Raw genomic sequence first — 20,425 nt, 5'->3', positions numbered from 1 at the left:
GTCGTGTACCGCCCTCCGGCGTTGCCTGAAGGCCCGTAGCCGTGCAGGCGCTCGGCCCCGCCAAGACGTGCGCCGCGGTCCGCCGGATCAGCGGCGCCAGCACCGCGCAGCAGGCGCCCACCTGGTCGGCCCGGGTCGCGACAGGCTGAGCGGCACGCCCTCCCGGGCATAGCACGGCTGTGGTCCTGGCGACGGCAGCCGCGGCGGCGATCTCGTCCTCGGTGGCCGTGCTCTCGAGCTCCTCGAAGGTCAGTTCCATCTGGTCGAGCAGCCGCGCCGTCCGCTCCGAGCGCCGGACGTAGAGCTGGCGCCTCAGCTTCTCGATCTGCAACTGCTGGTGCGCGATCAGGGCCTCGTCGTCGGAGGCCTTGGCCCGGGCCACCGCCAGCACCGCCTTCAGCGTGTCGATATCGTCCGGCAGGGTCTCGGGAGCAGCGTCCATGTCAGGATGGAATCAGAAATCCGCGCCGCCGGCTCGCCTGAAATGCAGGCCCCGACCCCTATCCCGCGCGCTCTGGCCGGAAGGTGTGGCGCGGGTTCCGCCAATCGATCCTGTCCAGCATATAGGCCAGCTGCGATGCCGAAATGCCGACCACGCCGTCGGCCGGCGACGCCAGATGAAGCGACCCTTCTCCAGCCGCTTGGCGTAGAGCGACATCCCCCAGACCGTCATGCCAGAGAATCTTGACCAGGTCGCCCCGAGCCCCCCGGAACACGTACAGGTCGCCGGCATGCGGATCCCGGCCCAGCGCCTCCTGCACCTGCAGCGCCAGCCCGTTCATGCCGCGCCGCATATCGGTCCGGCCGACCGCCAGCCACACCCTGACACCGCTCGGCACCGGGATCATCGCCGCTCCAACTCGTCCAGCACCAGCCGCAGCGTCGCCGCCTCGCCCCCGCTGCCGACCCGAAGGCGATAATGGCCGAACTCGATCTCGATCGGGCCGTCGGCCCGCGCCGGCGCCCGCTCGACCGGCGGATCTGGCCTCACCGTCACCGGCATCAGCCGCAGCGCCGTCGGCCCCGCCGGCTCGATGTCGGGACGCCGACGATCTGGGCGGCCCGCTGTCTCCGGATGAACGGCAAGCGCCGGATGGTGGGCTCCCTGCTGCACGGCTCGATGGCGAATGCCCTGCCGCACGCCATTGGCATCCAGGCGGCCCAGCGCGGTCGGCAGGTCGTCTCGCTGTCGGGCGACGGCGGCTTCACCATGCTGATGGGCGACCTGATCACGCTCACGCAGGCGAAGCTGCCGGTGAAGGTCGTGATCTTCAACAACGGCGTCCTGGGATTCGTCGCGCTGGAGATGAAGGCGGCAGGCTTCGTCGAGTTCGGGACCGACCTGCACAATCCCGACTTCGCCGCGATGGCGCGCGCCATGGGCACCCATGCGGTGCGGGTCGAGGATCCCGGCGAGCTTCCGGCCGCGGTCGAGGAGGTGCTCGCTTATGACGGGCCGGCGCTGCTCGACGTCGTCACCGCCAGGCAGGAGCTGTCGATGCCCCCGACCATCGAGCCGGAGCAGATCAAGGGGTTCAGCCTGTGGCTGCTGTGCGCGGTCATGAGCGGCCGCGGCGACCAGGTGGTCGATCTCGTGCGGACCAACCTGCTGCCCCGCTGAGGCGCTGAGCCTCGGGAGGGTGGAAAAGCTCCGCCCTCCCGATCCCGCTTCTCCCGGCTCAGCCCTTGATGAAGGCCAGCAGGTCCGGGTTCAACACGTCGGCATGGGTGGTCAGCATGCCGTGCGGGAAGCCCTTGTAGACCTTCAGCGTGCCCTGCTTCAGCAGCTTGACCGAGAGCGGCGCCGAGTCTGCGAACGGCACGATCTGGTCGTCGTCGCCATGCAGCACCAGCACCGGCACGTCGATCGCCTTCAGATCCTCGGTGAAGTCGGTCTCCGAGAACGCCTTGATGCAGTCGTACTGGGCCTTGGCGCCGCCGATCATGCCCTGGCGCCACCAATTGCCGATGACGCCCTGGGAGACCTTCGCGCCCGGCCGGTTGAAGCCGTAGAACGGGCCCTCCGGCACGTCGCGGTAGAACTGCGCCCGGTTGGCCGCGAGCGCCGCGCGGAAGCCGTCGAACACCTCGAGCGGCAGGCCGCCGGGGTTCTTCTCCGACTTCAGCATCACCGGCGGCACGGCGCTGACCAGCACCGCCTTGGCGACTCGGCCCCTGCCGTACCGGGCGACATAGCGGGCGACCTCGCCGCCGCCGGTGGAATGGCCGATATGGACCGCATCGCGCAGGTCGAGCGCCGCCGCGAGCTCGGCGACATCGGCGGCATAGGTGTCCATGTCGTTCCCGGTCGCCGTCTGGCTCGACCGGCCATGGCCGCGCCGGTCATGAGCGACGACGCGATAGCCCTTCTCGACGAAGAACAGCATCTGCGCGTCCCAGTCGTCGCTGCTGAGAGGCCATCCGTGATGGAACACCACCGGCTGGCCGGTACCCCAGTCCTTGTAGAAGATCTCGGTGCCGTCCTTCGTCCTGATCGTGCTCATGTCCCGTCGCTCCTGGGTTCGTGAGGAATAGCGACGAAGGTAAAGGCCCGGCGGGGCGGCCCCCTATACTACGGAGGGTTCCCGGCCCTATACCAAAGTGTACCCGGCCGAAGGGAACGTCACCTACGCGCGATGGATCGACGAGGCCGGGCGGCGCAGCTGGTTCCTCTACGAGGCGACGCGCTCGCGCTGAGCGTCCGGGAGCCGCCCCGGCCGGTGAAGGCGATTGCGCAAACTCGCTTTGCGCCCAGGAAAGCGGTTGTCCTCAGCAATCCCGGCGGGTTCGGCTAGTCTGATGCCGCGGCGCGAGGGATGACGATCCTTCGCGCCCCCAACCGTGGGGCCGGGAGCCCCGCACCACACCCGAACCAAATCGCAATGGCGCCGAGGCCGCATGGCTTCGGCGACGGTCCCCCTTTGCCTTTCACCCCAGCAAGCGTCCGACAGAGGAAAGCAGATGTCCAAGCTCGATATGCTCACCCCGCAGAACAGCGCCATTGCCCTGATCGACTATCAGCCGGCGATGTATCAGGGGGTGCAGTCGCACGACCGGCTGGTGCCGTTCAACAATGTGCAGATCCTGGCCAAGGCGGCGAAGCTGTTCAAGATCCCGACCGTGATCTCGACGGTGGCCGAGAAGAGCTTCTCCGGCCCGTTCATGCCGGAGGTCACGAACCTGTTCCCCGGCCATGACATCATCGATCGCACCGCGATGAACTCCTGGCTCGACGCCAATTTCCGCAAGGCGGTCCACGCCACCGGCCGGAAGAAGATCGTCGTCGCCGGGCTGTGGACCGAGGCCTGCGTGCTGTTCCCGACGCTCGACATGCTGAAGGAAGGCTTCGAGATCTACGTGCCGGCCGATGCCTGCGGCGACGTCTCACCGGAGGCTCACACCCGGTCGATGGAGCGGATGATCCAGGCCGGCGCCGTGCCGATCACCTCGCTGCAATACCTGTTCGAGCTGCAGCAGGATTGGGCCCGGGTGGAGACCTATGACGGGGCGATGGAGATCATCAAGGCCCACTCGCCCTATGGCATCCAGATCCGCTTCTCCAAATGGGCGCTCGGCGAGCACGCCAGCGAAGCCGGCGTGGCCGCGTAAGCCTCCGATCCGATCGCTCGCCGCAGAGGAATGGCCATGAAGCTCTATCTCGTGTCGCTCGCCGTCGGGATTCTCGTCGGCATCATCTACGCGGTGCTCAATGTGCGCTCGCCGGCGCCGCCGGTGGTCGCCCTGATCGGGCTTCTCGGCATGCTCGTCGGCGAGCAGATCCCGTCGATCGTCAAGGGCCTGTGGGGCCGGGAGCCGACGGTGGTGTCATGGCTCCACCAGGTGAAGCCGCACATGTTCGGGCACCTGCCGAAGGGCGGCCAGCCGTCGGATCGCGCCGAGGGATAGCAGCGGCTCGACCGACCCCATCCCGCCCCTGTCGCGGCCCGCCCCATCCGGGGCGGCCGCCCCGCCTTCACAGGAGAGATCCTGATGACCGAGACCCGTGCGCCCGACGTGATCCTGCACCGGGGCCTGATCACCACCCTCGACCGCGCCCGGCCGACCGCCAGCGCCGTGGCGATCACCGACGGGGCGTTCAGCGCCGTCGGCGCCGATCACGACGTGATGCCTTTAGCCGGGCCGAAGACGCGCATCGTCGACCTCAAGGGCAGGCGGGTGCTGCCCGGCCTGATCGACAACCACCTGCACATCATTCGCGGCGGCCTGAACTTCAACATGGAGCTGCGCTGGGATGGCGTGTGCTCGCTGGCCGACGCCATGGCGATGCTGAAGCGGCAGGTCGCGGTAACCCCGCCGCCGCAATGGGTGCGCGTGGTCGGCGGCTTCACCGAGCATCAGTTCGCCGAGAAGCGGCTGCCGACGATCGAGGAGCTGAACGCTATCGCCCCCGACACGCCGGTGTTCCTGCTGCATCTCTACGACCGGGCGATCCTGAACGCCGCCGCCCTGCGCGCCGTCGGCTACGGCAAGGACACGCCCGAGCCGCCGGGCGGTGAGATCACACGCGCTCCGGACGGCACGCCGACCGGGCTGCTGCTGGCCAAGCCCAATGCCGCGATTCTCTACGCCACCTTGGCCAAGGGGCCGAAGCTGCCCTTCGACTACCAGGTGAACTCGACCCGGCATTTCATGCGCGAGCTGAACCGCCTCGGCGTCACCGGCGCCATCGATGCCGGCGGCGGCTTCCAGAACTATCCCGATGACTATGCCGTCATCCAGACGCTCGCGGATGAGGGGCAACTGACCATCCGCCTCGCCTACAACCTGTTCACCCAGAAGCCGAAGGGCGAGAAGGACGACTTCCTGAACTGGACGAAGACCTCGCGCTACAAGCAGGGCGACGACTATTTCCGGCACAACGGCGCCGGCGAGATGCTGGTCTTCTCCGCCGCCGATTTCGAGGATTTCCGCCGGCCCCGCCCGGACATGCCGCCGGAGATGGAGGGTGAGCTGGAGGGTGTCATCCGGATCCTGGCCGAGAACCGCTGGCCCTGGCGGCTGCACGCCACCTATGACGAAACGATCAGCCGGGCGCTGGACGTGTTCGAGCTGGTGAATCAGGACATTCCGCTCGAGGGGCTGCACTGGTTCTTCGACCATGCCGAGACGATCTCCGACCGGTCGATCGACCGCATTGCCGCGCTCGGCGGCGGCATCGCCGTGCAGCACCGCATGGCCTATCAGGGCGAGTATTTCGTCGAACGCTACGGCCTCGGCGCGGCCGCAGCCACGCCGCCGGTGGCGCGGATGCTGGACAAGGGCGTCAAGGTCTCGGCCGGTACCGACGCGACCCGGGTCGCGTCCTACAACCCTTGGGTCTCGCTGTCCTGGCTGATCACCGGCCGTACCGTCGGCGGCCTTCGGATCACCCCGCAGCACAATTGCCTCGACCGCGAGACGGCGCTCAGGATGTGGACCGAGAACGTCACCTGGTTCTCGAACGAGGAAGGCCTCAAGGGCCGCATCGCCGTCGGCCAGCTGGCTGACCTGATCGTCCCTGACCGCGATTTCTTCGCCTGCGCCGAGAGCGAGATCGCCGACACCAGCTCGGAGCTGACCATGGTCGGCGGCAAGATGGTCTGGGCCGCGGGCGGCTTCGCCTCGCTGGACGAGGCCGCCCCGCCGCCCGCCATGCCCGACTGGTCGCCGGTGCGGCGCTTCGGCGGCTACGCGGCCTGGGGCGACATCGACCCGGCCGAGGCCGCGGCGGTGCGGCGGACCGCGGCCGCCGGCTGCGGCTGCGCCAGCGGCTGTGGCGTCCATGGCCACGACCATGCTTCGGCCTGGTCGGCCCGGCTACCCATTTCCGATCTGAAGAGCTTCTGGGGCGCGCTCGGCTGCGCCTGCTGGGCGGTCTGACGCCATGTCGACGCTCACGACGATCGAGAACCGGGTCGCCGCATCGCTGCGGCCCGCGTTCGGTGCGGGGTGGATCCGGTGGCTGGCGCTGCTCGGGCTCTGCGCCGCCTATCTCCAGGGCGGCTTCAACAAGGCCATGGATTTCCCGGGTGCGATCGCGGAGATGGAGCATCTCGGCATCGCCCCGGCCGCTCCGATTGCCGTCGCGGTGATCCTGCTCGAGCTCGGCGCCTCGGCGATGATCCTGGCCGGAATCTGGCGCTGGCTCGGGGCGCTGGCCCTCGCCGGCTTCACGCTGATCGCCACTTTCCTGGCGCTGCGATTCTGGGAGATGCCCCCGCCCGACCGCTTCGGCGCCGCCAACGCCTTCTTCGAGCATCTCGGCCTCGCCGGCGGCTTCCTGCTCGTCGCCTGGCACGACCTCCGGGACCGGAAGCGTCCCAGCTGACCCTGTTCATCCGAAAGAGTTCCTCAATGCGCATCCCTCTTCTCGCAGTCGCGGCGCTCGGCCTGGGCGTCCTCGCCGCGACACCCGCCTGGACCCAGGAGGCCGGCGCGCCGGTCGCCGTCGGTCCGCAATACGACACCACCCACGTCTATGTGGCGCCCGCGGATGTCGACCGCTTCGCCGCCAGCTTTCTTGCGACCTTCGGCGGGCAGAGCACGAAGCAGGTGGTGGCGACCGTGACGCCGACACCGAGCAGCACCACCTCGCAGCTGCTGCAGACGCCGGTCGGCACCGTCTCGCTGTTCGGCTTCAAGACGCCGATTCCCTATCCGTTCGGGGCCGAGCGGACCGGCTATCTCGTCACCGACTTGGACGCGGCGCTGGCATCCGCCCGGGCCGCCGGGGCCGATGTGCTGGTCGACGCTTTTCCCGATCCGATCGGGCGCGACGCCGTCATCCAATGGCCGGGCGGCGTCAACATGCAGCTCTACTGGCACACGACGAAGCCGTCCTATGCACCGTTCCAAGCCGTCCCGGAGAACCGGGTCTATGTCTCGCCCGATGGCATCGGCGACTTCCTCCGCGGCTTCCTGGCCTTCTCCCATGGCAAGGTGGTGTCCGACGACCGTCGGGCGCCAGGAGTCGAGATCGGGCGGCCGGACGACATCTATCGACGGGTCCGGATCGAATCGGTCTTCGGCCACCTGACTGCCCTGGTCACCGACGGCCGTCTCCCCTTCCCGTATGGCCACGAGACCACCGGCTATGAAGTGGCGAATCTCCAGGACACGCTGGCCAAGGCCCAGGCCGCTGGCGCCACCGTGCTGATCACGCCCTACATTGCCGACGGCCGCAGCGCGGCCATGGTCGAGTTCCCGGGCGGCTATATCGCCGAGATCCATGCCTCGCATGGCTGAGCCGGCGAAAGCACGGAGGATGCACCGGCCGCACCGCGCCCTCACGGCGGTCGGGGCCGGGATGCTCGCGGCCATCGCATTGCTGCCCGGCGCGGCCGCGCAGGAGACGACGGCGCTCGCTCGGCCGAAGATCCAGATGAACCGCTGGCAGGAGGACTGGTCGGTCCTGGCCGATCCCGCCCTGCGCACCCAGCCCTTCGACGCCCTGAAATACATCCCGCTGTGGTCTGGCAACCCGCAGACCTACCTGTCGTTCGGCGCCACCCTGCGGGAGCGCTTCGAGATCAATGATGCGCCCGGCTTCGGCGTCGGCGGCAGCAAGGGCGACGGCTATCTGCTGCAGCGGCTGCAGATCCATGCCGATCTGCACTTCAACGAGAACTGGCGATTCTTCGTGCAGCTCGAGGATGCGCGGGCCTTCGACAAGCGGTCGATCTCGCCGGTCGACCAGAACCCGCTCGACCTGCGCCTGGCCTTCCTCGAATTCACCCACCCGGCGGGCGACGGCATGGTCAAGGCCCGGATCGGCCGCCAGGACTTCGCCTTCGACCTGCAGCGCTTCGTCTCCTCGCGCGACGGCCCGAACGTCCGGCAGTCCTTCGACGCCTTCTGGATGGATTGGGAGAACGGGCCGTGGCGTGTGCTCGGCTTCGTCAGCCGGCCGGTGCAGTATTTCGACGGCGAACCCTTCGACGACCGGTCGGACGACACCTTCCTGTTCAGCACCTTTCGGGTCGAGCGCCAGGTGCTCGGCGAGCAGGAGCTGTCTGCCTATTATGGCCGCTACGAGCGCCAGGACGCGCATTACCTCGATGCCGAAGGCGACGAGCATCGCGACATCTTCGATGCCCGCTTCGCCGGCACAGCGGACGGGCTGGACTGGGACCTGGAGGCGATGGGCCAGACCGGCTCGGTCGGACCGAAGTCGATCGCTGCCTGGGCCGCCGGCGCGCGCGCCGGCTACACCTTCGGCGACATGCCGTGGCAGCCGCGGCTCGGGCTGCAGGTCGACGCCGCGTCGGGCGACACCCGTGCCGGCGACGGCACCCTCGGAACCTTCAACCCGCTGTTCCCGAACGGCTACTATTTCAGCCTCGGCGGCTACACCGGCTACAGCAACCTGATCCATGTGAAGCCGTCGGTCACGGTGAAGCCGGTCGACGGGCTGGCGCTGACGGCGGCGCTCGGCCTGGTGTGGCGCGAGACCACGGCCGACGCCGTGTACACCCAGCCGAACGTGCCCGTGGCCGGCACGGCCGGGCGGGGCGACGCCTGGACCGGTGCCTATGGCCAGTTCCGCGCCGACTACGCCTTGAACGCCAACCTGACCGGCGCGGTCGAGGCCGTGCACTATCAGGTCGGCGATGCGCTGCGGCGGGCCGGCGCCCACGACAGCGACTATCTCGGCATCGAGCTGAAATTCGGATGGTGATGCGATGAAACCGACCCTCCCGGTGATCCTCAGCCTCAATGCCGGCTATGTCGACACGGCCGGTTTCCTGGCGCTGCAGGGGCTGTTCACCGCCCATGTCACCGGCAATTTCGTCACCTTCGGCGCGGCGGTGGCGCTCGGCACGACCGGCGCGGTGGCGAAGCTGCTGGCCCTGCCGGTCTTCTGCCTCGTCGTCATCGGCACGAAGCTGCTGGCCTACGCGCTGCAGGGTGCCGGTCTGCCGGTGTTGCGGGCGATGCTGCTGCTGAAGCTGCTGCTCCTGACCGCGGGCGCGGTGCTGGCGATCCGGCTCGGCCCGTTTCCCGACGGCGACGCCTGGCCGGCGATCGTCACCGGCATGGTGCTGGTCTCGGCAATGGCGATCCAGAACGCGGTCCACCGCATCCACCTGGCCAGCGCGCCGCCGACCACGCTGATGACCGGCACCACGACGCAGATCATGATCGATCTCGCCGATCTCCTGCACGGCGTGGCGCCGGACGCGGCCGGCGCGGCCCGGTCCCGGCTGGCCCGCATGTCGGCGGCCGTCATCGCCTTCGCCCTGGGCTGCGGAGCGGCCGCCCTGGCCTTCGTCCTGTTCGGCGAATGGTGCTTCGCCGTTCCGCCCGTCATTGCCCTGGCCTCGACGCTCGCGTCCGGCGCCAGGCAGGGCGCGTAGCCTTCGCTATGCGTCGGGAGCTTGCGCCATCGGCCGGCTCGGCGGATCACTGGGCGGCTGTTTGCTCCGCTGCCGGAATCGACGCGACAGGCAGATTGCCTTCGAAGAGAGGCCGTGAGCGCCCGATCTCGCCTGCCAGATAATCGAGGAACACCCGCACACGAGCCGATTGGCGAAGGTCGGGGTGGGTCAGCAGCCAGAGATCCGCCGCGAAATCCGGGTTGGGCGGGGCGAGGCGGACCAGCGTCGGGCGGACATCGCCGATGAAGCAGGGCAGGTGGCCGATGCCGATCCCGCTCTCGACCGCCTCCGCCAGGCCGAGCACCGTGTTGATCCGGTAGACGATTCGCTCCGGCGCGACGTGCTGCCGGACGAAGCGCACCGCCTTGAGCGCCGCGAGATTGTCGCCGAGCGATACCCAGGCGCGGTCGGTGAGGTCGCGCAGGGCAGGGCGCTCGGGCCGCGGGAAATCGGCGGCCCGCCCGTACAGCGCCCAGGCGATCCGCGCGACCCGTCGTCCCACCAGAGCTTCGGGCGGATCGTCCGTGGCCCGGATCGCGACGTCAGCGTCGCGCTTGGACAGGTTCAACGGCTCGTTGCTGAGCACGACCTCCAGCCGCACATCGGGGCACTCGCGCTGGAACTTGGCGAACAGCGGGGTCAACAGATGGATCAGCAGGGAATCGTTGGTGGTGACCCGAAGCTCGCCGGCCGGCGAGATGGTCCGGCCCGCAACCTTGCGGGTGAAGCCGGTGATATCGTCGTCGAGGCGGGTCGCCAGCTCCACCATCTCCTCGCCGACCGGGGTCAGGACGTAGCCGGAGCGATGCCGTTCGAACAGCGTCGTGCCGAGAGCCTGTTCGACCTGTCCGAGGCGGCGGAATACCGTCGAGTGGTTGAGGCCGAGCTGGGCGGCGGCTCCGGGCAGGCCCCGGGCGTCCGCGACGGCCTTGATCAGCCGGAAATCATCCCAGGAGACATTGCCGAAAGGCTCGCCCATCCCTCGACTCCGCGCTTCGTGAACAGCGATGCAGCCAAGCTGTCCCTTTCCTCTGTGCAAGACAAATTGCCAGATTGCAGTATCATCTTTGCATGAACGCAAGCGCTCTGCCATCGGCTGGTGGTGCAATCGGTACTATCTGAAGGTCTCGAGCGGGCCGACGGGGCTCGCATTCCGGAGACACGCCATGCGCAGCAACGGCATTCATCACGTCACGGCGATCGCGGGCCCGGCCCGGCGGAACCTCGACTTCTACACGCGGGTGCTGGGGCTCCGCCTGGTGAAGAAGACGGTCAATTTCGACGATCCCGGCACCTATCACTTCTACTATGGCGACGAGGCCGGCCAGCCCGGCACGATCCTGACCTTCTTCCCCTGGGCGCATGTCGCGCCGGGGCGGCTCGGCAGCGGCGAGACGCAGGAGACGGTGTTCCGCGTGCCGGAGGGGGCGATCGGCTACTGGGTGCAGCGCTTCGTCGAGAAGGGCGTGCCGCACCAGGCCGTCGAGCAGCGTTTCGGCGAGACCGTGCTCGCCTTCAAGGACCCGGACGGCATGCGCCTGGCCCTCGTCGCGGTCCCCGGGATCGGCAACGAGCCCGGCTGGGCCGGCGGCGACGTTCCGGCGGAGCATGCGATCCGCGGCTTCCACAGCGTCAGCCTGCTGCTCGAGGACACGGCCGCGACCGGCGCGATCCTCGACGACGTGCTCGGCTTCAAAGAGATCGGGCGGGAAGGGGCCATGGTCCGCTACCGAGCCGGCGACACCGCGATCGGCGGCATCGTCGATCTGCAGGCGGCGGGCGGGGCTCTGCCCAGCCGGCCCGGCGCGGGCTCGGTGCACCACATCGCCTTCCGCGCGGCCGACGACGCGGCCCAGGCCGAGATGGTGAAGCGGCTGGCCGACAACCACCGGCTCATCACCACCGAGCAGAAGGACCGCGCCTATTTCCGCTCGGTCTATTTCCGCGAGCCGGGCCGCGTCCTGTTCGAGATCGCCACCGACATCCCGGGCTTCGCGGTCGATGAGCCGGCGGATACGCTCGGCCGGGCGCTGAAGCTGCCGCGCTTCCTGGAGCCGCATCGGGCCGAGATCGAACGGGTTCTGCCGGACGTCGCCTGACCTGCGGAGACAACTTTTGCCGGGCGCCCCTGCGGCGTCCGGACCCCATCTTGCCAGACATCGGAGCTTGCGCGATGACCCAAGCCTTCATCCATCGGTTCGAGCCCGGCACGCAGCCGGGCGCGCCGCCGCTCCTGCTGCTGCACGGCACGGGCGGCGACGAGGGCGACCTGCTGCCGCTGGGGCGTGTCGTCGCCCCGGGCTCGGCGCTGCTGTCGCCGCGTGGCAAGGTGCTGGAAGGCGGGATGCCGCGCTTCTTCCGCCGGCTGCGGGAGGGCGTGTTCGACGAGGAGGATGTCCGCGCCCGAGCCCATGAGCTCGCGGATTTCATCGCCGAGGCCAGGGCGGCCTACGGCCTGCCGGCCCCCGTGGCGCTCGGCTTCTCCAACGGGGCGAACATCGCCGCCGCCGTGCTGCAACTGCGGTCGGAGGCGCTGGCCGGCGCCGTCCTGCTGCGGGCAATGGTGCCGTTCGGCGATCCTCCGGCTGCGGATCTGCGCGGCAAGCCGGTGCTGCTGCTGTCGGGCCAGTTGGACCCGATCGTACCGGCCGACAATGCGGCGCGGCTCGCCGGGCTGCTCAGGGATGCCGGCGCCGCCGTCCGGCACCGCGTCCTGCCGTCGGGCCACGGCCTGTCGCAGGCCGATGTCACGATCGCCAGTGCCTGGCTGCGGGAGCTTGCGGCGGCATCGCCGGCCCCGGCCCATCAGCAGGCCTGCTTGCGTTGAGATAAGATCCGACGGCACGGCCTTGCCAAGCGGCGGTTGAAACCACCGAAGGCCGCGTCGAGCGGCCGCCAGGTGGTGACGAGCTACCACCCCAGCATCACGGCCGGTGGAGGTCGTGGATCAGGTGCCGGGAACGCAGGACCCATCGATCACGATCAATCTCGGCGCGGTGGATGCTGTAGGACTCGGTCAAGATGACTCTCCGAGACTCGGAGAGGCCTTGGGCGTTCGGGAGCTGTGGTTCTTCTTGAGGAAGGCATCCATCAGCTCGACGATTTCGTCCGCCGCGGTGTCGAGCGCGAAATGGCCGCCCTCCAGGACATGGACCTCCGCTGCAGGAACATCGCGCTTGTAGGCGTCAGGCTCCGAGAGCTCGAAGGACGGGTCGTATTTTCCCCACAGCACCAGCATTGGCGGCTGGTTCTCGCGCAGCCATGCCTGCCATGCCGGATAGGAGGCGACATTGTTGCGGTAGTCGTAAAACAGCTCGATCTGGATGTCGGCCTGGCCTTCCCGATTGAGGAAGGCGAATTCGTCGGTCCAAAGGTCCGGGTCATAGCGGTCGGTCCTCGGATCGCTGCCGAGATGGCGGGCGCGCGTGGTTTCAAGCGACAGCAGATTGGTGCGCAAGGCCGCTTCGTGCGCCGCGCGGTCCGCCCAGAAAGCGCGCCTGGTCGCCCAGATCTTGCCCAGGCCCTCGTCATGCGCCACGGCATTCTGGATGATCAGGCTCTCGACGCGATCCGGGTGGGCGAGCGCGAGCCGGAAGCCGACCGGCCCACCGTAATCCTGCATGTAGAGATGGTACCGGGAGAGCCCGATTTTCTCGGTGAAGCGGCCGATGACGTCGGCAAGGTGGTCGAAGGTGTAGGAGAAGTCGTTCGGCTTCGGCGCGTCGCTGTGGCCGAAGCCGGGATAGTCCGGCGCGACCAGGTGAAAGCGGTCCGAGAGCCGCTGCAGCAGCGGCTCGAACATCCGCGACGATGACGGCAGGCCGTGCAGCAGAAGAACCGTCGGCGCATCCGTCGGGCCGGCCTCCCGGTAGAAGATCGACAGGCCGTCGACATCGACGGTGCGGTAGCGGGCCGGGTGACTCATGCGGGGCTCCTGGGGATGCGCCTGCCGGGCTCAGTCACCGACCTGCAGGATGATCTCGATTTCGACCGGCATGCCAAGCGGCAGGCTCGCCACGCCCAGGACGATGCGTGGCGAAAGCATCCCGATCCCGAAGGCCTTGACGAGGATCTCCGACGCGCCGTCGGCAACCTTCGGGTGCTCCCGGAAATCGCCTGCGGTCGCGATGTAGACGCCGAGCTTCGCGACGCCGGTCACCTTGTCGAGCGTGCCGAGATGCGCCTTGGCCGCGGACAATGCGTTGAGACAGGCGGTCCGTGCCGCCTCCCGCCCCGCCTCGATCGACAGTTCGGCGCCGAGTCGCCCGACGGATTGTGGGGTTCGGCCGACGACCGGGAGCATCCCGCTCAGGAAGAGCAGGTCGCCGATCTCCACGGCCTCGACATAGGCGCCGAGCGGTATGGGCGGCGGCGGCAGCTCGATGCCCAGGCTCTTCAGCCGCTGTTCCACGCCGGCGGCCGGCACCGTGCCGAGAGCTACCATCGGCCCAGATGGGCGCCGCCGTCGACATGCAGCACCTCCCCAGTGATGTGCGGGGCCTCGGTCAGGAAGACGACGGCGTCGACGATATCCTGAACGGTGGAGATGACGCCCATCGGCGACAGTGTCTTGAGAACGTCCTTCGGATCGTCCTTGTGGAGCGGCGTGTCGACAATGCCGGGCGCCACCGTGTTCACGCGGATTCCCGCCTTCGCATATTCCATCGCGATGTTCTTCGACGCGGCTTCGATGCCGCCCTTGGTGATCATCGCGACCGAGACGTCGACGCCGGCGATTGGATGGTCGACCAGCGGCGTGGTGATGCTGACGATGCTGCCGCCGGACTTCTGCACCAGCATCTGCCGGACCACGAGCTGGGTGAGATGCAGGAATCCCTCGGTGTTCGTCGACGCGAGCTTGCGGTAGTCGTCGACGGTGTAGTCGATGAACGGCTTGGTGAAGAAAATCCCGGCATTGTTGACCAGGGCGTTGATCGCGCCGAACCGGGCCAGGGCGATCTCGGCGACGTTCCGGGCCGTCGCCGGATTCGCGATGTCGCCGTCGACGCGGGCCACGCGGTCGGAATCGGGGATCTCCCCCGACCGGCTGACCTGCCGCGATGTCGCGACGACGTTGTAGCCGCGGTCGAGGAAGGCGTTGGCAACTCCTGCACCGATGCCCTGCGAGGCACCGGTGACGATCACTGTCTTGTCAGCGGGCATGATCATCTCCGAACTGTGATGCGGCAGCACTCGGGCGAGCCGGTGGCGATCAGGTTGTCTGGCGCAGGGGCCGGAAGGCGGCGCGCAGCTCGGCGCTGAACGCGGCCGGCTGCTCCCAGGCGGCGAAATGGCCGCCCTTCTCGGGCCTGTTGTAGTGGATCAGCTTCGGATACGCCTGCTCCGCCCAGCGCTTGGGCGCCTGGTAGATCTCGTCCGGGAACGCGCTCACGGCGACCGGGATCTTGATTCCCCGCGGGTCGAAGAAGCCACCCGACGGGAAATGCGCGTTGTCCCAGTACAGGCGCGCCGAAGAGATCGCGGTGTTGGTCAGCCAGTACAGCGTGACGTTGTCGAGGATGTCGTCGCGCGTCAGGCCTTCGGTCTTGCCGCCGAAGACGCGCGCGATCAGCCTGTAGCTGCGGATGTCATGATCGAGCATCCACGCCGCGAGGCCGATCGGCGAGTCGACGATCCCGTACAGCGTCTGCGGCCGGTTGTTCATCTCGATCGCGTAGCCCAGCCCGTTCTTGTAGAAGTCGTCGAGCTGGTCCCAGGCGCGCTTTTCGTCCGGCGAGAGGCCTGCGGGCGGCGGACCGCCGGCGGCGAGCGCCTTCGAGACATCGGCCGGAACGGTGGCCGCCATGTTGGTGTGGATGCCGAGCAGCCCCGGTGGCTGCTGCAGCGCCATCTGCTCGGAGACGGCATTGCCCCAATCGCCACCCTGGGCGACGTATTTCCTGTAGCCGAGCCGTTGCATCAGCGTCGCCCAGGCCTGCGCGATGCGGACCGGCGTCCATCCGGGCGCCGTGGGCTTGCCGGAGAAGCCGTAGCCCGGCAGCGACGGGATCACCACATGGAACGCATCCGACGCGGTCCCGCCATGCGCCGTGGGATCGGTCAGCGGCCCGATGATCTTGAGCTGCTCGATGATCGAACCGGGCCAGCCATGGGTGACGATCACCGGCAGGGCATTCTCGTGCTTCGAGCGGACATGGATGAAGTGAATGTCCAGCCCGTCAATCTCGGTGACGAACTGCGGCAGGGCCTTGAGCCGCGCCTCCATCTTGCTCCAGTCGTAATCCGTCGCCCAATACTCCGCGAGCTTCCGGATCGTTGCCAGCTGCACGCCTTGCGTGTCATCCGGGACGGTCTCCTGGTCCGGCCAGCGCGTTGCCGCCACGCGGCGGCGCAGATCGTCGAGCTGCTCCTGCGGGAAGCTGATGCTGAAGGGCCGGACGGCGTCGCCCGTGGCCGCACCGACCGGCAGCGGCATCATCATGGCGACGCTCGCCAGCGCCGACGCCACCAGGACGTCACGGCGCGTGGGGGACAAACCTTCCGACATGGCGGGCTCCTCTCAGTAATGTCGTTGGCAGCTAAGCGTCAGACAGACTGGGGCGAGATCGATGGAAGACGCGATTGCACGTTGGTATCGCCGACACCTTAGTATCGGCGGAAACCGGATAATACCAAGGTATCGGCGATACCTTGGTTTGATGGATGGGGCCGTTGAGGACTGGCATCTCGATGACACCGGGATTGTCCCAGTGACCATCGGAGATTGAAAATGGATGCCATCGCAGACGTCGGCCGGATCAGCGTCGATCGCCGCTCGCCGGCCTATTGGCGCGTCACCTTCGACCTGCCGCCCCTGAACATCTTCGGGCCGGGGAACATGGCGCAGCTGAACGCCGTCGTTACGGCGCTCGAGAGTGACGGACAGGTCAAGGTCGTCGTCTTCGACAGTGCGATCGAGGGCTTCTTCCTGACCCATTACGACTTCCTGGCGAATCCGGAGGACACGCTCAGCCTGCCGCCGGGCCCGACCGGGCTGCAGCAACTGCCCGACATGCTGGTGCGGCTGAGCCGCGCCCCTGTCGTCTCGATCGCGTCGATCCGCGGCCGGGCGACGGGCGTGGGCAGCGAGCTCGCCCTCGCCAGCGACATGCGCTTCGCCAGCCGCGAGAAGGCGATCCTGTCGCAATGGGAGGTCGGCGCCGGCCTGGTCCCCGGCGGCGGGCCGATGGCCCGGCTGCCCCGTCTGATGGGCCGTGGCCGCGCGCTGGAAGTGCTGCTCGGGGCGGATGACATTCCGGGCGATCTCGCGGAGCGCTATGGCTATGTCAACCGCGCCCTGCCGGATGCGGAGCTCGACGCCTTCGTCGACGCGCTGGCACAGCGGATCGCGTCCTTCGACAAGCAAGCCATCGCCGAGACGAAGCGCCTGGTCGATGCGGCCAGCCTGCCGCCAGACGCCGAGATCGCGCCGGAATGGGAGGCGTTCATGGCGGCGCTGGCCCGCCCTGCCGCCCAGACCCGGATCAAGGCGCTGATGGAGCGCGGCTTCCACAAGCCGGGCGATGTCGAAACGCGGCTCGGACACCACGTCGGGCAGCTCGGCCGCTGACGGAGACCAGACTCAGGAGCTCACCATGACCAATACCCAGATGCGCGTTGAGCCCGCCAGGGCGCAGGCGATCGACACGAAGCTCGAGGTGATCGTGATCCCGGTTTCGGACGTCGAGCGCGCCAAGGGCTTCTATTCCGGCCTCGGCTGGAGGCTCGATGGCGATTTCGCCACGGATGGCGGATTTCGCGTGATGCAGTTCACCCCGCCAGGCTCGCCGTGCTCGATCATCTTCGGCACCGGCGTGACGTCGGCGGCGCCCGGGTCGGCGCAGGGGCTCCACCTCATCGTCTCCGATGTCGAGGCCGCTCGCGCCGAGTTCGCGAGCCGCGGCGTGGAGGTGAGCGAGGTGTTCCATGACGCCGGCGGCATCTTCCACCATGCGGACCAGGACGGCCGCGTTCCGGGCCCCGACCCGCGGCGGCGCAGCTACGCCTCATTCGCCTCGTTCAGCGATCCCGACGGCAATGGCTGGGTTTTCCAGGAGATCACGGCGCGCTTGCCGGGGCGGGTGGATGGCGACACCATGTTCACCTCGTCGGCGGATCTTGCGGCCGCGCTGCGACGTGCGGCGGCCGCTCACGGCGAGCACGAGAAGCGGACGGGCGGGCAGCATGACGCAAACTGGCCGGATTGGTACGCCGAGTACATCATCCGCGAGCAGGCCGGACACGACCTGCCCACCTAATCGCCGACGGTGCCGGATGGCCCGCACGGCCTTCGGCGCGCTGCTGCTGGCGAGCCTCGCCGGAAGCGGGGCCGCGCTCGCCGAGGATGCCGGGCGCGCGCGGCTCACCGGGGATTGGGGTGCCTTCCGCACGGATCTCGACAAGGCCGGCGTCGATCTCCAGCTCGGCTACACTTCCGAGCTCGCCTACAACCCGGCCGGCGGCACCAGGGACCAGTTGAGCTATACCGACCAGCTGTCGTTCGGCGCCACCTTCGATCTCGATCGCCTGGCGGGCGTCCACGATGCGAAGATCCAGCTCACGATCACCGACCGCAACGGCCGGAACCTCAGCGATGACGCCCATCTCGGCACGCTTCAGCAGGTCCAGGAGGTCTTCGGCCGCGGCCAGACCTGGCGGCTGACTCAGTTCTGGTACAACCAGAAATATTTCTCCGGCCTGCTGGACTGGAAGATCGGCCGGTTGACGGTCGGCGAGGACTTCGCCAGCTTCACCTGCCAGTTCCAGAACCTGACCTTCTGTGGTTCGCAGCCCGGCAACATTGTCGGCAACTACTGGTACAACTGGCCGGTCAGCCAATGGGCCAGCCGGCTGAAGCTGAACATCGACGGCGTCGGCTACGTCCAGACCGGCGCCTACGAGATGAACCCCGGCTTCCTGAACGTCGATCAGGCGGCGCTGCCGAACAACCCGTCCGGCGCCGCCGGCGTGATGATCCCGGTCGAGTTCGGCTGGACCCCGCTGCTCGGACAGGCCCGCCTTCCCGGCAGCTACAAGTTCGGCGCCTGGTACGACACCTCGACCGCGAACGACGTGTTCAGGGACGACGACGGCAATCCCGAGGTTCTCACCGGCCGGCCGTTCGCGGACCGCCACGGACGATACGGGGCCTATATCAACTTCCTGCAGCAGGTCACGCGTCCCGATGCCCACGACCCCAGCCGGGGCCTGAGCCTCTTCCTCAACGCCACCATCGCCGACCGGCGGACCTCGACGATCGACAGCCAGATCGCGCTCGGCCTGATCTACAAGGGTCCGTTCGACCTGCGGCCGAAGGACGAGATCGGCCTGGCGTTCGGGCGCACGCATGTCAACGACCGCGTGGCGAAAGGGCAGAAGCTGCTGAATCAGGCGGGGCTCGGCCCCGTGGCCGTCCAGGACGCCGAATATGCGTTCGAGCTTTATTACGGCCTGCAGGCGACCGGCTGGCTGATGGCGCGTCCCAACATCCAATATGTGCGGCTTCCCGGAGGCACGCGCCACAATGACGACGTCGTGGTCGTCGGGCTGAAGACCTCCATCGACTTCTGAATCGACCAGACTCGGCTCGCTGGTGCCATGAAGCCCCAGATACCAAAGTATCGTCTACACCATCGTATTATCGAGAATGTCTCTGCTCTGCGGTAGTTCCTGAAGACGGATCACGCGACGACCCGCGGCCGACAGTGACGGTCGTCGACATTCAAGCTGTCCAAGGAGTGAGGCATGAGCAACCTTGAGATGCGGAGCAGGTCCGCAGTCGACATCCCGCGCACAGGTAAGGTCGACATGCGGCTCGAGATCGTCATCATTCCCGTCTCGGACGTCGATCGGGCCAAGCGCTTCTATGGTGATCTGGGCTGGAGGCTCGATATCGACCACGCAACCGGGGACGACTACCGCGTGATCCAGTTCACGCCGCCCGGATCCGAATGCTCGGTCATCTTCGGCAAGAACGTCACCGCCGCCGCGCCAGGATCGATGCAGGGGCTGCACCTGATCGTGTCCGACATCGAAGCCGCCCGCGAGGACCTGCTCCGTCGTGGCGTCGAGGTCGGCGAGCCGTTCCACGATACCGGCGGCGTGTTTCACCATGCCGACGGAAGGGGCGTAACCGCCGGCCCGAATCCGCACCGGAAAAGCTACGCCTCATATGCCTCGTTCAGCGATCCGGACGGCAATGGCTGGGTCTTCCAGGAGGTGACCGCGCGACTGTCCGGAGACATCGAACCGGGCGATGCGCGGTTCACCCCCGAGGTCGTGGCTGCGGTCCGGCATACAGCAAGCGGAGGGTGAAGTGGATCTCGACAGAACGATCGTCATCACCGGCGCCTCGGAGGAGATCGGCGCGAGCCTTGTCGGCACCTTTCTCGAGCGCGGCTACAACGTCGTCGCGGCGTCTTCGGAGATCGGCCGGTCTGCGGGAAACCTGCAGTCGGGCCGGCTGGCCTGCGTCGCCGGCGATATCGCGGATCCGGACACGGCCAAGATCGTCGCCAAGACCGCGGTTGCGCGCTTCGGAAGAATCGACGCGTTGATCAACGGCGCGGGGACCTTCGTCACGAAGCCGTTCATCGACTACACGGTCGAGGACTACCGCCATCTCGTGGCGACGAACCTCGACGGGTTTCTGCACCTCACCCAACTGGTCGTCCGGCAAATGCTGGCGCAGGGGACCGGCGGAAGCATCGTCACCATCACCTCCTCGTCGGTTGACCAGGCAACCCCCGGCGTCAATGCGTCTGTCGCGATCATCACCTCGAGCGGTGTTGAAGCGGCCTCCAAGACCATCGCGATGGAGCACGCGCGGGATGGCATTCGCGTCAATATCGTGGCCCCCGGCGTCGACGCCATGCCGCCTCGAACGGCCAATCAGGAAATCCTGCTCGAGACGCCGCCGGTGAGGCACAGCCCCTCCATGACGAAGGAGCTCGTCGATGCCGTCGTCTTCCTGACCGAGGCGCCGCAGATCACCGGCAAGGTGCTGCACGTCGATCGCGAACCAGTGGACAGATGGTGAGCCCGGGACC

At 68.0% G+C, this 20,425-nt stretch carries 23 protein-coding genes and 1 pseudogene; 15 read left to right on the top strand and 9 right to left on the bottom strand.

The features are described from left to right. Positions 1 to 172: 172 nt before the first annotated feature. The 3 genes and pseudogenes from AB4Z01_RS01740 to AB4Z01_RS01730 all read right to left on the bottom strand — a co-directional run. Positions 173 to 394 (bottom strand): annotated as a pseudogene (locus AB4Z01_RS01740) (IS66 family transposase); the annotation flags it as partial. A 106-nt stretch (positions 395 to 500) separates the two neighbouring features. Beyond that, positions 501 to 848 carry an IS66 family insertion sequence element accessory protein TnpB gene (gene tnpB, locus AB4Z01_RS01735; protein WP_441689853.1) on the bottom strand — a complete coding sequence of 116 codons (348 nt, stop codon included), beginning with the start codon at positions 846 to 848 and terminating at the stop codon, positions 501 to 503. Further along, positions 845 to 997, bottom strand: coding sequence for a hypothetical protein (locus AB4Z01_RS01730; protein WP_441689857.1), 153 nt, complete (start codon positions 995 to 997; stop codon positions 845 to 847). Before AB4Z01_RS01730 ends, tnpB begins: the two co-directional genes overlap by 4 nt. Here AB4Z01_RS01730 and AB4Z01_RS01725 point away from each other — a divergent pair. Beyond that, a complete protein-coding gene (locus AB4Z01_RS01725; protein WP_441689855.1) occupies positions 980 to 1,621 on the top strand; it encodes a thiamine pyrophosphate-dependent enzyme in 642 nt (213 codons plus the stop codon). The genes AB4Z01_RS01730 and AB4Z01_RS01725 overlap by 18 nt on opposite strands. A gap of 58 nt (positions 1,622 to 1,679) precedes the next feature. On the opposite strand, the gene AB4Z01_RS01720 is transcribed toward AB4Z01_RS01725, so the two are convergent. After that, complete coding sequence (locus AB4Z01_RS01720; RefSeq protein ID WP_441689851.1) at positions 1,680 to 2,504, bottom strand: alpha/beta fold hydrolase; 825 nt, start codon at positions 2,502 to 2,504, stop codon at positions 1,680 to 1,682. Positions 2,505 to 2,961: 457 nt separating this feature from the next. Here AB4Z01_RS01720 and AB4Z01_RS01715 point away from each other — a divergent pair, with 457 nt between their 5' ends. From AB4Z01_RS01715 to AB4Z01_RS01685, 7 genes are all read left to right on the top strand, one after another. Then, positions 2,962 to 3,609, top strand: a complete 648-nt coding sequence (locus AB4Z01_RS01715) for a hydrolase (protein WP_441689849.1) — start codon at positions 2,962 to 2,964, stop codon at positions 3,607 to 3,609. Between the two features lie 36 nt (positions 3,610 to 3,645). Beyond that, the gene (locus AB4Z01_RS01710; RefSeq protein WP_441689847.1) at positions 3,646 to 3,906 is read left to right on the top strand and encodes a XapX domain-containing protein; all 261 of its coding nucleotides are present in this window, start codon (positions 3,646 to 3,648) and stop codon (positions 3,904 to 3,906) included. Positions 3,907 to 3,990: 84 nt separating this feature from the next. Further along, entirely contained in the window at positions 3,991 to 5,880 is a 1,890-nt protein-coding gene (locus AB4Z01_RS01705) for an amidohydrolase (protein ID WP_441689845.1), read from the top strand. A 4-nt stretch (positions 5,881 to 5,884) separates the two neighbouring features. Then, positions 5,885 to 6,328 carry a DoxX family protein gene (locus tag AB4Z01_RS01700; protein WP_441689843.1) on the top strand — a complete coding sequence of 148 codons (444 nt, stop codon included), beginning with the start codon at positions 5,885 to 5,887 and terminating at the stop codon, positions 6,326 to 6,328. A gap of 26 nt (positions 6,329 to 6,354) precedes the next feature. Continuing rightward, positions 6,355 to 7,245 (top strand): glyoxalase, encoded by an 891-nt coding sequence (locus AB4Z01_RS01695; RefSeq protein ID WP_441689841.1) that lies wholly within the window; start codon positions 6,355 to 6,357, stop codon positions 7,243 to 7,245. A 61-nt stretch (positions 7,246 to 7,306) separates the two neighbouring features. Next, a complete protein-coding gene (locus AB4Z01_RS01690; protein ID WP_441689839.1) occupies positions 7,307 to 8,677 on the top strand; it encodes an alginate export family protein in 1,371 nt (456 codons plus the stop codon). 4 nt (positions 8,678 to 8,681) lie between these two features. Beyond that, a complete protein-coding gene (locus AB4Z01_RS01685; protein WP_441689837.1) occupies positions 8,682 to 9,356 on the top strand; it encodes a YoaK family protein in 675 nt (224 codons plus the stop codon). A gap of 46 nt (positions 9,357 to 9,402) precedes the next feature. Here the strand turns inward: AB4Z01_RS01685 and AB4Z01_RS01680 are convergent, their stop codons facing one another. Beyond that, positions 9,403 to 10,356, bottom strand: a complete 954-nt coding sequence (locus tag AB4Z01_RS01680; protein WP_441689835.1) for a LysR family transcriptional regulator — start codon at positions 10,354 to 10,356, stop codon at positions 9,403 to 9,405. Positions 10,357 to 10,543: 187 nt separating this feature from the next. Between AB4Z01_RS01680 and AB4Z01_RS01675 the strand changes: the two genes are divergently transcribed. Together AB4Z01_RS01675 and AB4Z01_RS01670 are read left to right on the top strand one after the other, a co-directional pair. Then, positions 10,544 to 11,476, top strand: a complete 933-nt coding sequence (locus AB4Z01_RS01675) for a ring-cleaving dioxygenase (protein ID WP_441689833.1) — start codon at positions 10,544 to 10,546, stop codon at positions 11,474 to 11,476. A gap of 74 nt (positions 11,477 to 11,550) precedes the next feature. Then, positions 11,551 to 12,204, top strand: a complete 654-nt coding sequence (locus AB4Z01_RS01670; protein WP_441689831.1) for an alpha/beta hydrolase — start codon at positions 11,551 to 11,553, stop codon at positions 12,202 to 12,204. 189 nt (positions 12,205 to 12,393) lie between these two features. Here the strand turns inward: AB4Z01_RS01670 and AB4Z01_RS01665 are convergent, their stop codons facing one another. From AB4Z01_RS01665 to AB4Z01_RS01650, 4 genes are read right to left on the bottom strand one after another with little or no spacing between them, the layout of a single operon-like run. Continuing rightward, positions 12,394 to 13,302 (bottom strand): alpha/beta fold hydrolase, encoded by a 909-nt coding sequence (locus tag AB4Z01_RS01665; RefSeq protein ID WP_441689829.1) that lies wholly within the window; start codon positions 13,300 to 13,302, stop codon positions 12,394 to 12,396. Between the two features lie 30 nt (positions 13,303 to 13,332). Further along, positions 13,333 to 13,788, bottom strand: a complete 456-nt coding sequence (locus AB4Z01_RS01660) for a RidA family protein (RefSeq protein WP_441689828.1) — start codon at positions 13,786 to 13,788, stop codon at positions 13,333 to 13,335. Positions 13,789 to 13,814: 26 nt separating this feature from the next. Continuing rightward, positions 13,815 to 14,540: an SDR family NAD(P)-dependent oxidoreductase gene (locus tag AB4Z01_RS01655; RefSeq protein WP_441689826.1), complete on the bottom strand. Its 726-nt coding sequence runs from the start codon at positions 14,538 to 14,540 to the stop codon at positions 13,815 to 13,817. Positions 14,541 to 14,589: 49 nt separating this feature from the next. Further along, positions 14,590 to 15,885 (bottom strand): epoxide hydrolase family protein, encoded by a 1,296-nt coding sequence (locus AB4Z01_RS01650; RefSeq protein WP_441689824.1) that lies wholly within the window; start codon positions 15,883 to 15,885, stop codon positions 14,590 to 14,592. Positions 15,886 to 16,107: 222 nt separating this feature from the next. On the opposite strand from AB4Z01_RS01650, the gene AB4Z01_RS01645 reads away from it, so the two are divergent. The 5 genes from AB4Z01_RS01645 (at position 16,108) to AB4Z01_RS01625 (ending at position 20,415) form a co-directional block, all read left to right on the top strand. After that, positions 16,108 to 16,947 carry an enoyl-CoA hydratase/isomerase family protein gene (locus AB4Z01_RS01645; RefSeq protein WP_441689822.1) on the top strand — a complete coding sequence of 280 codons (840 nt, stop codon included), beginning with the start codon at positions 16,108 to 16,110 and terminating at the stop codon, positions 16,945 to 16,947. Between the two features lie 25 nt (positions 16,948 to 16,972). Then, entirely contained in the window at positions 16,973 to 17,635 is a 663-nt protein-coding gene (locus AB4Z01_RS01640; protein ID WP_441689821.1) for a VOC family protein, read from the top strand. After that, positions 17,562 to 18,947 (top strand): carbohydrate porin, encoded by a 1,386-nt coding sequence (locus AB4Z01_RS01635; RefSeq protein ID WP_441689820.1) that lies wholly within the window; start codon positions 17,562 to 17,564, stop codon positions 18,945 to 18,947. Before AB4Z01_RS01640 ends, AB4Z01_RS01635 begins: the two co-directional genes overlap by 74 nt. A 174-nt stretch (positions 18,948 to 19,121) precedes the next feature. Next, positions 19,122 to 19,691 carry a VOC family protein gene (locus tag AB4Z01_RS01630; RefSeq protein ID WP_441689818.1) on the top strand — a complete coding sequence of 190 codons (570 nt, stop codon included), beginning with the start codon at positions 19,122 to 19,124 and terminating at the stop codon, positions 19,689 to 19,691. Position 19,692: 1 nt separating this feature from the next. Further along, positions 19,693 to 20,415: an SDR family NAD(P)-dependent oxidoreductase gene (locus AB4Z01_RS01625; RefSeq protein ID WP_441689816.1), complete on the top strand. Its 723-nt coding sequence runs from the start codon at positions 19,693 to 19,695 to the stop codon at positions 20,413 to 20,415. Positions 20,416 to 20,425 lie beyond the last annotated feature (10 nt).

This window comes from Inquilinus sp. YAF38 (assembly GCF_052113205.1).
Lineage (GTDB): Bacteria > Pseudomonadota > Alphaproteobacteria > DSM-16000 > Inquilinaceae > Inquilinus.
Note: the sequence above shows the minus strand (reverse complement) of the source record. Positions and strands in the feature narration are given on the sequence as shown.

Bases quoted from the DNA above. Each gene is read 5' to 3' on its own strand.
- tnpB (WP_441689853.1), bottom strand. From the start codon at position 848: ATGATCCCGGTGCCGAGCGGTGTCAGGGTGTGGCTGGCGGTCGGCCGG.
- AB4Z01_RS01720 (WP_441689851.1), bottom strand. From the start codon at position 2,504: ATGAGCACGATCAGGACGAAGGACGGCACCGAGATCTTCTACAAGGAC.
- AB4Z01_RS01715 (WP_441689849.1), top strand. From the start codon at position 2,962: ATGTCCAAGCTCGATATGCTCACCCCGCAGAACAGCGCCATTGCCCTG.
- AB4Z01_RS01710 (WP_441689847.1), top strand. From the start codon at position 3,646: ATGAAGCTCTATCTCGTGTCGCTCGCCGTCGGGATTCTCGTCGGCATC.
- AB4Z01_RS01705 (WP_441689845.1), top strand. From the start codon at position 3,991: ATGACCGAGACCCGTGCGCCCGACGTGATCCTGCACCGGGGCCTGATC.
- AB4Z01_RS01700 (WP_441689843.1), top strand. From the start codon at position 5,885: ATGTCGACGCTCACGACGATCGAGAACCGGGTCGCCGCATCGCTGCGG.
- AB4Z01_RS01695 (WP_441689841.1), top strand. From the start codon at position 6,355: ATGCGCATCCCTCTTCTCGCAGTCGCGGCGCTCGGCCTGGGCGTCCTC.
- AB4Z01_RS01690 (WP_441689839.1), top strand. From the start codon at position 7,307: ATGCTCGCGGCCATCGCATTGCTGCCCGGCGCGGCCGCGCAGGAGACG.
- AB4Z01_RS01685 (WP_441689837.1), top strand. From the start codon at position 8,682: ATGAAACCGACCCTCCCGGTGATCCTCAGCCTCAATGCCGGCTATGTC.
- AB4Z01_RS01680 (WP_441689835.1), bottom strand. From the start codon at position 10,356: ATGGGCGAGCCTTTCGGCAATGTCTCCTGGGATGATTTCCGGCTGATC.
- AB4Z01_RS01675 (WP_441689833.1), top strand. From the start codon at position 10,544: ATGCGCAGCAACGGCATTCATCACGTCACGGCGATCGCGGGCCCGGCC.
- AB4Z01_RS01670 (WP_441689831.1), top strand. From the start codon at position 11,551: ATGACCCAAGCCTTCATCCATCGGTTCGAGCCCGGCACGCAGCCGGGC.
- AB4Z01_RS01665 (WP_441689829.1), bottom strand. From the start codon at position 13,302: ATGAGTCACCCGGCCCGCTACCGCACCGTCGATGTCGACGGCCTGTCG.
- AB4Z01_RS01655 (WP_441689826.1), bottom strand. From the start codon at position 14,540: ATGCCCGCTGACAAGACAGTGATCGTCACCGGTGCCTCGCAGGGCATC.
- AB4Z01_RS01650 (WP_441689824.1), bottom strand. From the start codon at position 15,885: ATGTCGGAAGGTTTGTCCCCCACGCGCCGTGACGTCCTGGTGGCGTCG.
- AB4Z01_RS01645 (WP_441689822.1), top strand. From the start codon at position 16,108: ATGGATGCCATCGCAGACGTCGGCCGGATCAGCGTCGATCGCCGCTCG.
- AB4Z01_RS01640 (WP_441689821.1), top strand. From the start codon at position 16,973: ATGACCAATACCCAGATGCGCGTTGAGCCCGCCAGGGCGCAGGCGATC.
- AB4Z01_RS01635 (WP_441689820.1), top strand. From the start codon at position 17,562: ATGACGCAAACTGGCCGGATTGGTACGCCGAGTACATCATCCGCGAGC.
- AB4Z01_RS01630 (WP_441689818.1), top strand. From the start codon at position 19,122: ATGAGCAACCTTGAGATGCGGAGCAGGTCCGCAGTCGACATCCCGCGC.